This window comes from Pseudoalteromonas sp. SG41-5 (assembly GCF_014164495.1).
GTDB lineage: Bacteria > Pseudomonadota > Gammaproteobacteria > Enterobacterales > Alteromonadaceae > Pseudoalteromonas > Pseudoalteromonas rhizosphaerae.
The window spans coordinates 1-15,827 of sequence record NZ_JACJFH010000032.1; the positions used below are offsets into that span (position 1 = coordinate 1).

A 15,827-nucleotide genomic window follows, 5' to 3' on the forward strand; every position below is an offset into this window, starting at 1 on the left:
TAGGTGCTAGGTGCTAGGTGCTAGGTGCTAGGAAAATTTTAACGTCTTGAATTAGTAAGAAATAGTTTTAAATTTGCAAAAGCCAAAGTAGATAAACTTAATGAATAGCGAGCTGAAATTAGCTCGCTATTCATAGCTCGTAGCCTATGATTTTATTTGATCTCAACACGCTGAGAGCGCATCACGATTTCGTCGTTAAGTTCAATACCAATACCCGGCTCTTCAGACACTTCAAAGAAACCATTTTTAGGCTGTGGATCTTGCAAGCATAACTCACGGTTCCACTTTTTAATTGCATAAGTGTGATGCTCATGAATTAAGAAATTTGGAATAGCCGTTTCTAAATGTAATGATGCTGCGGTTGCAACGGGGCCGCCACAGACGTGAGCCTGAATACGCACATCAAAAATATCAGCGTAATCACACACTTTTTTAGTTTCAGTAAAACCACCACATAAACCGATATCTGGCTGTAATACATTAATACTTTGATCTTCTAAGTAAGGGCGCACACCCCAACGATTATATAAACGCTCGCCACCGGCAATTGGCACTGATACTTTATCTGCCACTTTGGCATGTAACGAATGATTTAAGTAGTTAACTGGTTCTTCATAAAACATACAGTCAAATTCTTTAGCGATTTCACCGATTTGAATAGCAGAGGTAACACCCGGTAAACTGTGGCATTCAAAAATGATATCCACTTCATCACCAACAGCTTCACGAATTGCCTGCATACGGGCGCGATATAGCTTCATTTCAGCACGTGAAATAATGTTAGTGCGGTCGTAATAAGTATTGCCGTCTTTATCATATTGGATCGGATCAACTTTAACGGCATCGTAGCCTTCAGCCACTGCTTTTAACGCCGCTTCTGCGTATTCTTGTGGATGTACCAGAGCTTTAAACTCAGTGTCCCAATCAAACTGTAATTGCGAAGCATAAGTACGCAGCTTGTCGTTAACTTTACCGCCTAACAACTGATACACAGGTAAACCTAATGCTTTACCCTTAATGTCCCATAAAGCGGTGTCTATCGCGCTCATTGCTGCATAGACTACTGGGCCCCCACCTAAACCCCAAAAGCTTTCACGCAGCATACGCGACCATAACTTTTCGGTTTGAAATGGGTCATGACCAATTAAGAAAGCATCAGCCATTTCTTTGATCATAGCAGCGGCAGCACTGTGTCCTAAATCATAAGCAAGGCCAGCTTCGCCAACCCCGCTAATACCTTCGTCAGTATGAATACGGACAAATACAGGAGTCCAAGCAGGTCTGTCTGGACAATGGATATCAAAAACTTCAACGCGATTAACTTTCATGACAATTCCTTATTAACCAAGGCTTAGGTTATTTTGCAAAACTAGGATCAAGACGATGGGCCTTACGTAACATCGCAGGCCAAGCTAATTGCCCACCGGTACTACCGCTGTGCACTACATTCGCTTGATTATAAATATTATCGATTATGGCTTGAGGTACTGGTGTAACAGCTTGGCCACTGGCTTGTAAAGCCAGCTGTATTTCACAAGCACGCTGTAAATCATAAAAACGCATAAATGCATCACCCACCGTTGGCCCCACAGTTAAACCACCATGGTTTACTAACAACATATGATTAGTATTAGCGAGATCATCTTGTAAACGTTTTTTCTCATCGCTATTAACTGCTAAGCCTTCATAGCCGTGATAAGACAATGACGGCAGTGAAAACATTGAATACTGACTAAGTGGCAGCAGACCATTTTGCTGCGTGGCAACGGCAATCGTTTCTTTAGTATGTAAGTGAATAACACAATGAGCGTCATCACGCACTTCGTGAATCGCGCTGTGAATCGTAAAACCTGCAGGGTTGATTGCAAATGGCGTGTCATCTAAAATATTTCCGGCCAAGTCCACTTTGACTAGGTTAGAAGCTGTTACTTCATCAAATGTGAGGCCAAACGCATTCACTAAATAATGGTCAGTCCCCGGCAAACGCGCCGATAAATGTGTGTAAATCAAATCACCCCAACGAAAATGCTCAACCAACCGATAACAGGCGGCTAAATCAACTCGTAACTGCCATTCTTGTGCAGAGACTTTATTTTTTAAATCAAGTTGTGGTAAATCAAACATTATGGGGCCTTATTTAAACGCGTTAAAAGCAAAACACGATATAGATGGATAGAAGTCTAAAGTAGTGTGCGTGGATGATCAATATTTAAAACAAAACAGCCACACCAAATTGGTGTGGCTGTTTTCGGTGAGCCCATTGATAACTCACACTCAGCAAAAATTATTTTACGTTTGCTAAGTAATCGGCAATAGCGACCATTTCTTCTTCAGTAACAGTCGCAACCATCGCTTTCATCGCTGCAGTCATGCCATTGTTGCGCGCACCTGATTTAATGTCTTTCATTTGTGCCACTAAGTAGTCTTTATTCTGACCATTTAGTTTAGGATACATTGCCATGATCGGTGCCTTACCTTCAGGACCATGACATGTTTGGCACATTTTTGCTGTATAAAGCGCAGCACCATCGGCAGCCATGCTGTTAAATGACATACTAGCAACCATTGAGAGGCTTGCACCTAAGAGTAATTTTGTTATCTTGCTCATTGTATTTTCTCTTCTTTTTGACGGTTTATAAAAATTATTAGCTTAATTGTAGACCATAATAACGGATCTTTGTACATCACATATGTACGTAATTTATACACCAAGTAGATCACCAAACACGCTGTTCAAGTCATCTCTTAGGCTACCATACTAAATCATCTGGTACTTCAAAATCAGCGTATGGGTCATCAGCATCTTTGCCTTTGTCTTCTGGCTCTACATGAAACACGATGTACTTTTCATCAACTTCTGCCACTTTACGGGCTGGCTCATCTTCAAGTACAAAAAACTGCCCTTCCAATACACAAATTGCCAGTCGGCCACCTGACAAGGCTTTTTGCGTTTGTTCATTTACGTCGAGCTCTTTGACTTTATTTTCGTAAGTAAAATTGAAAGTCCGCTCACCACGAATCGAATCTTGATTATGATGTTCTAATATCTGCTTTACGCGGGCAACTTGCTCACGTTGCTTTAACTCACCTTGGCGAGCTTGATTTAATTCTTCTGCTTTTTTCTGCTGTTCTAACTTTGTTTGCTGAATATGCTTTTGCAGATCACTAGGGTTACTGGTCGCCCCTTTTTTTGGTTTTTTTTGTTGCTTACGCTTTTCACTTTTAGCAACTTTAGCTTTATGTGATGTGGTTAATCCTGCTTGTAGCAATTGGTCTTGTAATGAACCCATAGCTTTGTTCCATTAAAAACTGATATTAGCTTTATTTTATACCCAAACCACCCCAAGATGCGAGTTTCAGTTGGAATTAAAAGCGATTTAGGCAAGGCATTGATTGCAAGTAATAGTGGGTCTATTGCTAAAATCAATAACGTAGTATAAATCGCTTTTAAACCAACCCGTTGGGCGTTTCACAGGAACTTACTCTCAGCGTTGTTACTTCTTAAAAGGGACTGCCATTCTTGCAAAGTAACGCCTTGATATTAAGCCCCTGTGAAACGCTGAATTCTGCATCTTGAGGTGGCTTGGGTATAATCACCAATTAAAACAAATCATAGTGCTGTGACCATTAATCTAGCAAAGTGTTGTGATTGAAAACCTGATTTAGCGCAATAAATACTTATTTCTAGAATAAAAGTAACCACTTAAAGAACGCGTTGAGGTTGAATTTAATATCAATCAGGTTAAGCTGTGGTTTTTGTAGTAGGGCCAATAAAATGCGTTTCGGTCATTTATTAGTTTGCTCGCTGTTTATCTTTTTCGTGCTCTATGCACCGCAGCCATTATTAAGCTTATTTGCAGAGCAATTTTCAGTTAGTCCTGCAACCGCAGGTAGCTTGATGACGGCAACTATGCTCCCTTTGGCGATTGCTCCTTTGGTATACGGCTTATTACTAGCTAAACGTAACCCTTTAACAATTCTTCGCTACGCGATGCTAGTACTAGCTGTTACCTGTGTTGCTTTTGCCTATGCCCCCAGTTTTGAGTTATTACTGTTACTACGATTTTTACAAGGTTTAACCTTGCCTGCCGCACTCACCGCAATGACCACTTACATAGGAAGCACTTATCAAGCTGATAGTTTGCAAAAGAATATGACCTTCTATATTGGCAGTACAATTGCTGGGGGTTACTTTGGCCGAGTGTTAGCGGCTATTTTTGCTGATTTATGGACTTGGCAAAGCTTCTATTTTGTTATTGCCGCAGGTTTAATTAGCTTTGCACTGAGTATTCCACGTAATCAAACAGCCATTGTTAACAGCACTCTTTCCCCATTAAATTATTTAAAACAGCTCGCGAATGCTGCGGTATTAAAATTATATGGTGCGGTGTTTTGTATGTTTTTTTGCTTTGCTGCGTTATTAAATTATTTACCGTTCATTTTACAAGACACTTTTTTAATTACTAATACCCGTGATATTGGCTTAGTTTATAGCGGTTACTTGATTGGCGCCCTCGCCTCTATTGCGACTCCTTGGTTATTAAAAAAGAGTATTTCACCGTGGCATTTATTGTCTGCTATATTTGCTTTTTACAGCACTACACTAGTATTTTTGATGAGCTCACAATTAGTGATTTTTTTACTGGCATTCACTGGTTTTTGCGGCGCGATGTTTATTATTCATTCAACCGCAGCGCCGCTGGTTAATAAAATAAGCAGTGCACCACCGAGTGTCACTAATGGTGCTTATGTGTCGTTTTATTATAGTGGCGGGGCTTTAGGCTCTTTTGTACCTGGCTTGGTATATCAACAACTTGGCCATATCGCATTTATGGCCTCGTTATTATTAGTCTGTATATGCGGATTAATTTTAGTAAGTTCGGCTTATCTAGCGGGTAAAAAAACCACTTTAGGTTGATGCCCTGTGGTGGCAAAAAAAGCGTCTAAATCGGCTTTTTTTAATAACCATGTTTGGGTGTTCTCAAATGGATGACAATGAAATAGATCACCAAACCATATGTCTTGGTCAAGCCATAAAGTGACATCATTTTGCTTATCATTCATCAAAGCAAGCATAGATACACATCCAGGTGCGACTTTTAAAAAGCGTGCTAAGCGCTCATCGGAGGCAAACCCTAAGCGTGACAAGCCTTGATATTTAGCCAGTGATTTTAAGTCTAACTGCTTGTCATGTGCGGTGATCACCAAAAAATGCTTTTTACCTTCGTTATCACGCAAAAATAAGTTTTTTAATCGCGTTCCGGGCCGTTCCACCATTAATTCATCTGCAGCAAGACTACTATGTAATGCAGGGTGTTCGATAACGTCATAATTGATATTTAAATGCGCTAACAGCGCCGCTAATTTACTTTTATCCGCTAACATTTATAAACAACGCCCCATCAAGCGTACACTTAAATCTCGCCACAATACTTCATTTATCTCATATTTATCGTTGCGACAATATTTTTTGTCATGCAGCTCTTGTTTTAATAAGTGCACGGCTTGATCTTCTAATTCTAATTTTAAGCTATTTGATTCTTCAAAATATTCTTGCTCTGCAAAGTTTTTAAATTGCTGGCGTGTCAGTGGTCGATCTAAGTTTAAATTTGCGCGACTATTGGCTTTAACCGATACCACATAAGCAAAAATCTTATTACCTTGCTCATCTAATTTAGTGTGTAACTGTTTATTATTAATTTCAAAAGGCGGCTCATCACTTTGGCTAGCACAACCACAGAGTAAAACGAGTAACATCAACGCGTATTTTTTCATTATTAGTATCATTCCTGTTATCCAGTGACCGCTAGTCTACCAAAAATTCATTGTTTGCGTAAAAATTCAAAAAATATATAAATAATACTTGACCAAATTTAGAAATCTCATTAAAGTTCGTCCCGCTTGAAACGGAACCTCAAGTAGGTTACGAAATTCGTAACTTTAGGAATGTGGGGCTATAGCTCAGCTGGGAGAGCGCCTGCCTTGCACGCAGGAGGTCAGCAGTTCGATCCTGCTTAGCTCCACCACTTTCCTACTCTTCAATTTTTATCACTATGGCTCTCATGCCAAATTCAATTTTTAAATCTTTCTCATTTTAATCAAAAAACTGTTTATTTTATGTTAGTTATTTTTTAGCTATCAGTTGTGCGCTGCATGGTATTTACGATCAAAAATGCCGAGCATAAACTCGGCATTTTAATTTGGTTATTCGACTACCAATTATTCGCGAATTTGACCTACACCATTGACGAGGTATTTCTCCGTCGTTAATGATTCTAAGCCCATTGGGCCGTAAGCGTGTAGTTTTGACGTTGCGATACCAATCTCTGCACCTAAACCTAACTGTGAGCCATCAGAGAAGCGTGATGAGGTATTAACCATCACTACTGAGGCATCAACACTGCGCTGGAACAATTCAGCCGCGGCTTGGTTTTTAGTGCAAATAACTTCCGTATGGTTTGAACCAAATTGCGCAATATGCTCAATTGCACCAGCAAAATCTGGTACTACACGAATCGCGATTTCTAAATCTAAATATTCTTCGCCAAATTCCTCTGGCGCAAGCACTGTTGCATCATCAAAATATTGTGCGGCTTGGCTATCTGCATTTATTTTTACACCTTCTTGGCGTAATACAACAGCACATAAATTTAAAAACTCATCGGCAACATCCTGATGAACGACAAGGCCTTCTAATGCATTACATACGCCAGTACGCTGAGTTTTACCGTTCAGTAGCAAGTTAATCGCCACTTCTAAGTCAGCGTCTTTATCTACGTATAAATGACACACACCTTTAAAATGCTGGATCACAGGAATTGTACTGTTATCTGTTACAAAGTTAATTAGCCCTTCGCCGCCGCGTGGAATAATTAAGTCAATGCTGTCACGTTGCTGCATCAATTCCATTAATAATCCGCGGTCTGGATCTGGAATAACGGAGATTAACGCTGCCGGTAAATTATGCTGCTCTAATACTTGATGCATGACACTCGCAATTGCTTGCGAGCTTTTAAGCGCCTCTTTACCACCACGTAAAATAACCCCATTACCTGATTTGAAGCATAACGCTCCAGCATCAGCGGTTACATTTGGACGCGCTTCATAAATCATACATACCACACCAAGTGGTACGCGCATTTTACGAATTTTAATCCCGTTAGGACGTTCAGTAATATCGCGTAATTGACCCACCGGATCATCAAGGCTTACAATCACTTCAATGCCTTCAGCCATCGCTTCAATACGTTCGTCATTGAGCGTTAAACGGTCAATCATAGCGGCTGCTAGATTGTTATCGCGGGCTGCGGCTAAATCACTTTCGTTCTCTTTAATAATAAATGCTTTTTGTTGGCGTAATGCTGCAGCCATATCCAGTAGCACCTGATTTTTGGTCTCGGTATCGAGTAAGGCTAACTGATGTGCCGCTTTTGCTGCCTGACGTGAAATATCTGTAATTAAACTCATGACTTCTCCAATAATGCGATATCTTTCTCTGAAATAACGGGACCAATCGAATCTTGCATCTTGTCGCTAAATTCGCTTTGTTCGTTATCTGCTATAAAATTCAATAAACAACTACTGTAATTTGCAGTTGCTTTGGCTAATCGAGTGCCGTCGCTGCTACGTACCAAAATGGTATCGCCAATTGCAAACTCACCATGCACTGCGACAATTTCATCGCCACGGATACAGCCAGTTTCACCTTCTAAAGACTCATCGTATGAACCTGCGACAACGACTTCACCTTGCTCACTTGCAGTATGAGTCATCCAGTGAACAGCTTCTTGCATCGGTTTTTCGTACGGTAAGAAAATAGTACCTGGGTTCTCACCTTCCAGCAGTTTTGTAAATGTCTGCTCTTTAAAACCATTAATTATATAAGTAGTAATACCATGTGAAGTCGCTTTTTCAGCTGCTTCAATTTTAGTTTTCATACCACCTGTACCAACCGCACTGGTAGCAGATCCTGCCATAGCATAGATTGATTCATCAATTGATTTAATTTCAGGCAGTAATATTGCATCGTCGTGCAAATTAGGGTTTTTATCATAAAGCCCATCCACATCTGAAAAAATCATCAATGCATCAGCATCTGCTGCTGCAGCGACCATTGCCGATAAGTTATCATTATCACCGACTTTTAAATCATCAGTTGTCACCGTATCATTTTCATTCATGATTGGCAGCACACCATGATCCAACAAAGTGAAAACAGTTTCTCTAATACTCTCATAACGCTCACGGTCACGTAAGTCACCATGAGTTAATAAAATCTGCGCCGATGGGAAATCAAAAAAGCGGTCCCACATAGCCATCATTTCGGTTTGCCCTGCTGCTGCCATGGCCTTTTTCATTGCCACAGTGCGCTCTTGTGTCTTCGGAAATAAATGCGCGCCAGCGGCAACTGAGCCTGACGAAACTAAAATAACTTCAATTCCTTGACTACGACAACGAACGATAAACTGAGCGATGGTTAATAAATAGCGTGAGCGACAACCATCTTGATCAGGTGCAATCAATGCGCTACCTACTTTTAATACGATACGTCGCCAATTTAACTTTTGCATAAATGTTCAACTTTCCATTTTAACTGTGACTTACCCTAGTTTGGATAAATCTGAAAACAAACCACCTAGTGTTTACCTAGGTTACGAGTTAACAATTTGCACTTGCTTTTACTCACTTTCTTTAGCCAACACTTTTTAATACTCAGCCGGAAACGCTCACTTAGTTAATTAACAAAGTGCGTTAGATATAGCATAACTTTGGCTCAATCATTAAGACTGAACAGTTATAAAGTAAATAAAAAGTGTTGTTTATGCATCGCTGTAAAAAGCTGTGTGAAGCTTTTTTATTAACAACATACATAGAGCCTCTAAAGTCTGATACACCAACAGATAGGGTGATGACTCAAGGACCGAGATTTGCTCACCACGATGGGTGTCAAATATTGAGTAAGTAACAGTTCAACTCAAACAATATGAATCACAATAAAATGTAATTTATGTTCAAATTAACTAATTACTAAAAATGAGTAAAATTGTACAAACTGCATTCAAAACAATTAACAAATTGATTTTTAAGCATATAAATATAGTAACCTCAATCTAAATTGTTGTAATTTAAAGCAACTTAAAAATAACTATATGTATTCGCTTAGACCTAACAAGTAACTAATTAGAGGACTAATTGTTTGAACACTAACTATATTACGCTACTTTTAGCCTAAAGATCAAGACTATATTTTATTTACTCGGCTTACTATTGCAGCTAATAAATTTTAAAGTCATTAAGATTCAGTCAGTTAAATAGAGTTTAATTTGTTTCAAATATTTTAAAACCAATAAATTATCATTTCTTCTACAAATAAGTTCGTAAACAGCTAAAATTCTATTAGGAAAAATTAACATACACGTGTATACCCCTGTATTATAAGTATCGAAAGGTTTACTCCTAACTGTTGTAATAAATAAGGAATACTTCATCTATGTCAGCTATTTATATCGCAGGGATCGCTCTATGTTCGGTTCTCGCCCAATGGATAGCATGGGGTTTTCGTGTCCCAGCTATTTTATTTTTGTTACTTACCGGCCTGTTACTTGGCCCTGCTACGGGTTTACTTGATCCAGATGCACTGCTTGGTGATCTACTCTTTCCTGTGGTCTCACTCAGTGTTGCGGTGATCTTATTTGAAGGTTCTTTAACTCTGCACTTTCGAGAACTCAAAGGTATTGGCAAGGTAGTCCGTAACTTGTGCTCTATTGGCATGATTACAACTTGTATAGTAATAAGCCTCAGTGCCTATTGGATTTTAGAACTCAACTGGCGTGTAGCAGCGGTGCTCGGTGCAGTATTGGTTGTGACTGGCCCAACAGTTATTGCACCGCTATTAAACTCAATGCGACCAACCCAAGATATTGACCGCATACTACGCTGGGAGGGCATTGTTATTGACCCAATTGGTGCTTTATTTGCGGTTTTAGTATTTGAAGCGGTAATGCTAGTTGGTCAAGGTGAAGTGTTTATTCATACCGTAATCGCCTTGTTTAAAACCTTAGGAGTCGGTTTATCTATTGGCGTGGTCGCAGGTTGGCTTACAACGTTACTGATCCGCCGCGAATGGCTACCATTTGAATTACATAAATTCGGCATCTTAGCTTTGGTACTTATTAGCTTTACAGTCTCAAATCATTTGAGCCATGAGTCAGGTCTACTAGCGGTTACTGTATTTGGTATTTGGTTAGCGAACCAAGACGATTTAGAAATTGATTCTGTTTTAGAGTTTAAAGAAGATCTGTCTATGATCTTAATTTCAACCTTATTCATTTTGCTTGCTGCGCGTTTAGAATTAGCTGATTTAATGATGCTTGATGCCGATGTGTTTATCTTTTTGGCTATCGTATTATTTATCGCTCGCCCATTGTGTATTGCGATCTCCACTTTCGGCACTGAGCTACCAATTAAATCACGCTTAGTACTCGCGTGGATTGCTCCGCGCGGTATTGTCGCAGCAGCGGTAGGCTCTGTTTTTGCTATTAGTATGATGGAAGCTGGTGTTGCTGACGCCGAGAAAATGGTGCCACTGATTTTTACCGTTATCATTATCACAGTAGTTCTGCAAAGCTTAACTGCGATCCCGATTGCGAAGCTATTAGGGGTTCGTCAGCCTTCACCTAATACTATTTTGATCATTGGTGCAAACCATGTCGCTCGTGCCATTGCTTGTGGGCTAAAAGAGCAAAATATTCAAGTACACTTATCAGATCCAGCTTGGGAAAACTGCCGCATGGCACGTATGGATGGGCTGCCTTGTTATTATGGTAACCCGCAATCAGAACATGCTGAACGTTACTTACCCCTGACAACTCTACGCAGCGTAATGGCGCTTTCGCCAAACCGCCATCATAACGCGCTAGGCGTGCAGTATTTTTCACATTTATTGAATGAAAAGAACGTCTTTTCATTGCGTTCTTCGACCTCTCACGCCAAAGCAAACAAAGACAGCGCGACGTTTCTATCTCGGCAAATTTTGTTTGGTGACAGCGGCTCTTATGCACGTTTAAGTAGCTTAATTGCCAAAGGCGGCAAGGTCAGTGTAACGCGAATTTCTGAAGAGTTTAACTGGGGCAAATACCAAGAGATGAACAGCGATGCAATTCCGTTATTCATCCTCAATGGTGACAAAGACAGTGATGATGATAGCCCTATCAAACTGCGTCCGTTTACTATTAATATGGAAAAACCGCCGCAAGAAGGTGAACGTGTCGTCGCGATGCTGCCACCAAAAATGTCGGTATTGAAAGATCCTAATAATGGCAAAAACAAAGAACCGAAAGAAATAAAAGAGTAAAACGAAAAGGGCTAGGTATCACACCTAGCCCTTTTACTTTCAACTTGCTAACTGATCAGCTCATACCTACATCGGCAAGCGTGCTCGCGCGACAACACTATCGGGCATTTTTTGCGCCAATTGGGCTAGCGAGCGTTCAATCTTTTTATGGGTTGCTTTATCTGCAACCATACTATGAAATAACCAACGATATGCGTCTTCGTAATCACGTGGACTGCCATAGCCTTGATTAAATAAATTAACTAACCGCAATTGTGCTTTTAAATTACCTTGTGATGAAGCTTCACGTAGGTAAGTCACAGCAAGCGCTTTATCCTTTTGCACCAATCGACCCGTGTCATAGTATCGCCCGAGTTGCTCTAATGCCGCCGCTAAGCCTTGCTGCGCTGCTTGACGCATATAATACACACCAAGCTCTACATTACGATCAACACACACCGCATACGCCAGCATATCGCCATATAAAAATTGATAAGAAGGCAGTGCCATTTTATTGGCTCGTGCTTCGATATCTTGTACTAACTGACAGTCATCTGCTTTTACTCGTGCAAGGTGTGTATTACTATTGATCAAAGCGAGCAGCTCAGTTTCTGTATATAGTGGCACGGCAGCTATGGTCTCTTCAGACTTGGCGTGGCTTGCCAGTAAAAACGATAACGGCACTAATGATAAACAAGTTAACAAACGCATTTAGGTCACTTTAAATTAAAAACCATCTTGCTAAAGTTTATACAAAGATCGTTCCATAATGAAATTTATAAATAGCTTATTTATTATAAACACTATCCCCAGACACAAAAAAAGCTGCACAAGGCAGCTTTTTTAGTACTATTAGTAATTATGCAAACGGACTGCGTAATACCATAGTTTCTACACGGTCAGGACCTGTAGAAATAATATCAACAGGTACACCGGTGATTTCTTCAATGCGTTTGATGTAATCAAGTGCCGCTTTTGGTAGCTGCTCAACAGTAGTAGCACCCACTGTATTTTCAGTCCAACCAGGCATCTCTTCATAAACTGGCGTTACTTTATCATAACCTTCAGCAGCAAGTGGCGTCACATTAGTGATAGTGCCATCTTCTAACTGATAACCAGTACAGATTTTTAGTGTTTCTAGACCATCTAACACGTCTAGTTTAGTTAAACAAAAACCTGAGATAGAGTTAATTTGTACTGCACGGCGCATAGCCACAGCATCTAACCAACCAGTACGACGTAAGCGACCAGTCGTTGCACCAAACTCATGACCTACGGTACCTAAGTGCTTACCAACTGGGTCTTGTTTTTCTAAACCGTCGTAAAGCTCGGTAGGGAAAGGACCAGAACCAACACGCGTGGTGTAAGCTTTGATAATACCTAGTACATAATCAAGATTTAACGGACCAAAACCAGCACCTGTAGCAACGCCACCAGCAGTTGTATTTGAAGACGTTACATATGGGTAAGTACCGTGATCGATATCAAGTAATGTACCTTGCGCGCCTTCAAACAAGATGTTGTCGCCCGCTAGACGCGTTTGATCAAGTAACTCAGTTACGTCAACAACCATTGCTTTAAGGATATCTGCAACAGCCATTGCATCATCAAACGTCTGTTGGAAATCTACCGCATCTACTTTGTAATAATTTACTAAAGTGAAGTTATGGTATTCCAATACTTCTTTAAGCTTCGCAGCGAATAATTCAGGGTTGAATAAATCACCGATACGCAAACCACGACGGGCTACTTTATCTTCATAAGCAGGACCTATGCCGCGACCTGTTGTACCAATCGCTTTATTACCACGTGCTTTTTCACGAGCTACATCTAATGCGATGTGGAAAGGCAAAATAAGCGGACATGCTTCACTGATCAATAAACGTTCACGTACTGGTACGCCACGTTCTTCAAGCATGCCAATCTCTTTCATTAGCGCTTCTGGTGAAACAACAACACCATTACCAATCACACACTTAACATTGTCACGTAATACACCCGATGGAATAAGGTGTAAAACTGTCTTTTCACCTTCGATTACCAGTGTATGACCAGCGTTATGGCCACCTTGGTAACGAACTACTAAAGATGCTTTGTCTGTAAGGAGGTCAACTACCTTACCCTTACCTTCGTCACCCCATTGGGTGCCTAATACAACAACGTTTTTACCCATTGTAAATTCACTTAGAAAAAATTAGGACGAGATTTTACCAGATAATGAGGGGAAAGATCACCCCCGTTTAGGTTATTTTTTCTGCGCAGTCGTACAACGACCTTTGCAATAAAAATTAACTGGTTGAATAACATTAAGTTACTCATGAAAATTCATCTTACTAAAAGAAAAACCCTGCATACACAGGGTTTGGATTTGTGCTAGATTTAGAAAAAGATTACTGCGCTGCAGCACCTTTCATATATCTAAAGAAGTCACTGTCTGGTGATAATACCATTACGTCTTGCTTATCTTTAAAGGTCTTTTTATAGGCCTCTAATGAACGTACAAAACCAAAGAATTCAGCATCTTTATTGTACGCATTGGCATAAATAGCCGCAGCTTTTGCATCGCCTTCACCGCGAACGGTACGGGCATTACGCTCAGCATCAGCCAGCATTACTGTGACACGACGGTCAATGTCAGCGCGAATCGTTTCGGCTTTTTCTTGACCTTCAGAGCGATGCTCTTTAGCAACAGCAGTACGCTCTGCACGCATACGTTGGTAAATCGAATTACTCACTTCTGACGGTAAATTGATTTGCTTAACACGTACATCAAGTACTTCAATACCAAGCTCTTGAGCACTTTCAGAAGCTTGAACTAATGCTTCTTCCATTAACTCGCTACGCTCACCGGAAACAATCTCACGGATAGTACGTGAACCAAAGTTAGTACGTAGACCATTATTTACTTTTTGCTTAAGTAATGCTTCAGCGTATTGCTTATCACCACGGGCACGTAAGTAAAAAGCACTAAAATCACTAACACGCCATTTAACGTAAGAATCAACGATTAAGTCTTTTTTCTCGCTAGTAACAAAACGATCTGGCGTACCATCTAAAGTTTGAATACGCGCATCAATACGGCGTACTTGGCTAAAGAAAGGCACTTTGAATTGTAAGCCAGGGCCATAAACAATTGCTTTATCATCACTGTCTTTTTGCACTTTACTGAATAGCATAACAATTGCTTTTTGCCCTTCAGGTACTACGAACACTGACGAAAAAGACAACACAACGGCCGCTAATAATATAACTAAACTAAAGTTTTTCATTGCGCTTATCGCCCGTCGTTAAAGCGATCAGCACCAAAGCGGTCTGAACTTGAGTTCACAGTGCTATTGCGCGATGTATTAACTTTATTGCGTAAGTCGTTAATATCACTTGAGCTAGGTAATGCAACACGGGTTGCGTTCCCTTGCTTATCCATGATTTTATCAAGCGGTAAATACATCATATTATTGCCGCCCTTAACATCAACTAGCACTTTTGAACTGTTACCTAGCACTTCTTCCATGGCATCAATATATAAACGCTCACGGGTTACACGCTTAGCAGCCTGATATTCAGGTAATAGCTTTTCAAAACGCGCGACTTCACCTTGTGCTTCTAAAATAATGCGCTCGCCGTAACCTTCAGCTTCTTGCGTCATACGAGTAACTTGACCACGAGCACGTGGTTCAATTTCACGCGCGTATGCTTCAGCTTCACGAATAAAACGTTGTTCATCTTCTTGTGCGGCAATGGCATCATCAAACGCGTCTTTAACTTCAGCCGGTGGGCGTGAGTCTTTAAAGTTAACGTCAGTTACGATCAAACCTAAGTTATACGGTTCGACGATTTTATTCAGTTCATCCCAGGTATTTTGACGCACAACCTCACGGCCATTCGTTAATACTTGGTCCATTTTTGAATGACCAACAACATAACGCAGTGCACTCTCTAGCGCTTCTTCTAAGCTAGAATCAGCATTAGTTACACTAAATTTGTATAGGAAAGGATCAATAACACGGTATTGCACCTGAAACTCAACGCTTACCACGTTTTCATCTTCAGTGAGCATAAAACCAGACGTCGATAATGAGCGAACGGCTTCAATATCAACCGGAATTACCGTTTCAATAAACGTCATTTTCCAACGCAGACCTGGATCTGCAATGCGGTCAAATTGACCAAAATGTAAAACGATGCCGCGCTCTGCTTCTTTCACGGTATAAATACCGCTCAATGCCCATACAATTGCAGCAATGATCAGTACAAATGAAAGACCAGCTCCACCAAGTCCGCCGCCGCCATTGCCGGATTTTTTACCGCCAAATAAGCCACCAAACTTGCTGCTGAATTTACGAAACACCTCGTCTAAGTCAGGTGGGCCTTGATCACGTCCGCCTTTTTTGTTCCACGGATCTTTGTCATTGCCATTATTACCCGGTTCATTCCAGGCCATAGCTATACTCCATTGTTATCTAAATAATTTAGGTAATTACGTTAAATCTAACAA

The 15,827-nt window shown here is 40.5% G+C and carries 14 protein-coding genes and 1 tRNA gene; 3 read left to right on the top strand and 12 right to left on the bottom strand.

The features are described from left to right. Window positions 1-152: 152 nt before the first annotated feature. The 4 genes from H5232_RS10315 to H5232_RS10330 form a co-directional block, all read right to left on the bottom strand. Window positions 153-1,328, bottom strand: a complete 1,176-nt coding sequence (locus H5232_RS10315) for a mandelate racemase/muconate lactonizing enzyme family protein (protein WP_064668182.1) — start codon at window positions 1,326-1,328, stop codon at window positions 153-155. A 28-nt stretch (window positions 1,329-1,356) separates the two neighbouring features. Next, window positions 1,357-2,124: a class II aldolase/adducin family protein gene (locus H5232_RS10320; protein ID WP_145238137.1), complete on the bottom strand. Its 768-nt coding sequence runs from the start codon at window positions 2,122-2,124 to the stop codon at window positions 1,357-1,359. Window positions 2,125-2,284: 160 nt separating this feature from the next. Further along, window positions 2,285-2,608: a c-type cytochrome gene (locus H5232_RS10325; protein WP_145238134.1), complete on the bottom strand. Its 324-nt coding sequence runs from the start codon at window positions 2,606-2,608 to the stop codon at window positions 2,285-2,287. Window positions 2,609-2,750: 142 nt separating this feature from the next. Further along, on the bottom strand, window positions 2,751-3,290 hold the full coding sequence (locus H5232_RS10330) for a DUF2058 domain-containing protein (RefSeq protein ID WP_149980503.1): 540 nt from the start codon (window positions 3,288-3,290) through the stop codon (window positions 2,751-2,753). Between the two features lie 485 nt (window positions 3,291-3,775). Between H5232_RS10330 and H5232_RS10335 the strand changes: the two genes are divergently transcribed. Continuing rightward, window positions 3,776-4,918: an MFS transporter gene (locus H5232_RS10335; protein WP_145238127.1), complete on the top strand. Its 1,143-nt coding sequence runs from the start codon at window positions 3,776-3,778 to the stop codon at window positions 4,916-4,918. Here H5232_RS10335 and H5232_RS10340 read toward each other — a convergent pair. Both H5232_RS10340 and H5232_RS10345 read right to left on the bottom strand, forming a co-directional pair. After that, the gene (locus tag H5232_RS10340) at window positions 4,885-5,385 is read right to left on the bottom strand and encodes a prolyl-tRNA synthetase associated domain-containing protein (RefSeq protein WP_145238125.1); all 501 of its coding nucleotides are present in this window, start codon (window positions 5,383-5,385) and stop codon (window positions 4,885-4,887) included. The genes H5232_RS10335 and H5232_RS10340 overlap by 34 nt on opposite strands. Then, a complete protein-coding gene (locus H5232_RS10345; RefSeq protein WP_145238122.1) occupies window positions 5,386-5,775 on the bottom strand; it encodes a hypothetical protein in 390 nt (129 codons plus the stop codon). 175 nt (window positions 5,776-5,950) lie between these two features. On the opposite strand from H5232_RS10345, the gene H5232_RS10350 reads away from it, so the two are divergent. Next, window positions 5,951-6,026: transfer RNA gene (locus tag H5232_RS10350), tRNA-Ala, on the top strand. Between the two features lie 193 nt (window positions 6,027-6,219). Here the strand turns inward: H5232_RS10350 and H5232_RS10355 are convergent. Both H5232_RS10355 and proB read right to left on the bottom strand, forming a co-directional pair. Beyond that, complete coding sequence (locus H5232_RS10355) at window positions 6,220-7,467, bottom strand: glutamate-5-semialdehyde dehydrogenase (protein ID WP_145238119.1); 1,248 nt, start codon at window positions 7,465-7,467, stop codon at window positions 6,220-6,222. Further along, the gene (proB, locus tag H5232_RS10360) at window positions 7,464-8,570 is read right to left on the bottom strand and encodes a glutamate 5-kinase (protein WP_145238116.1); all 1,107 of its coding nucleotides are present in this window, start codon (window positions 8,568-8,570) and stop codon (window positions 7,464-7,466) included. Before proB ends, H5232_RS10355 begins: the two co-directional genes overlap by 4 nt. A gap of 920 nt (window positions 8,571-9,490) precedes the next feature. Here proB and H5232_RS10365 point away from each other — a divergent pair. Next, window positions 9,491-11,353, top strand: coding sequence for a sodium:proton antiporter (locus H5232_RS10365; RefSeq protein WP_145238113.1), 1,863 nt, complete (start codon window positions 9,491-9,493; stop codon window positions 11,351-11,353). A gap of 66 nt (window positions 11,354-11,419) precedes the next feature. On the opposite strand, the gene H5232_RS10370 is transcribed toward H5232_RS10365, so the two are convergent. The 4 genes from H5232_RS10370 to hflK all read right to left on the bottom strand — a co-directional run bounded on the left by H5232_RS10370 (window position 11,420) and on the right by hflK (window position 15,773). Next, a complete protein-coding gene (locus tag H5232_RS10370) occupies window positions 11,420-12,043 on the bottom strand; it encodes a tetratricopeptide repeat protein (protein ID WP_145238110.1) in 624 nt (207 codons plus the stop codon). A gap of 148 nt (window positions 12,044-12,191) precedes the next feature. After that, window positions 12,192-13,505 carry an adenylosuccinate synthase gene (locus H5232_RS10375; RefSeq protein WP_145238109.1) on the bottom strand — a complete coding sequence of 438 codons (1,314 nt, stop codon included), beginning with the start codon at window positions 13,503-13,505 and terminating at the stop codon, window positions 12,192-12,194. Window positions 13,506-13,722: 217 nt separating this feature from the next. Next, a complete protein-coding gene (gene hflC, locus H5232_RS10380; protein WP_149980500.1) occupies window positions 13,723-14,601 on the bottom strand; it encodes a protease modulator HflC in 879 nt (292 codons plus the stop codon). A gap of 5 nt (window positions 14,602-14,606) precedes the next feature. After that, window positions 14,607-15,773: an FtsH protease activity modulator HflK gene (gene hflK / locus H5232_RS10385; protein WP_149980499.1), complete on the bottom strand. Its 1,167-nt coding sequence runs from the start codon at window positions 15,771-15,773 to the stop codon at window positions 14,607-14,609. Window positions 15,774-15,827 lie beyond the last annotated feature (54 nt).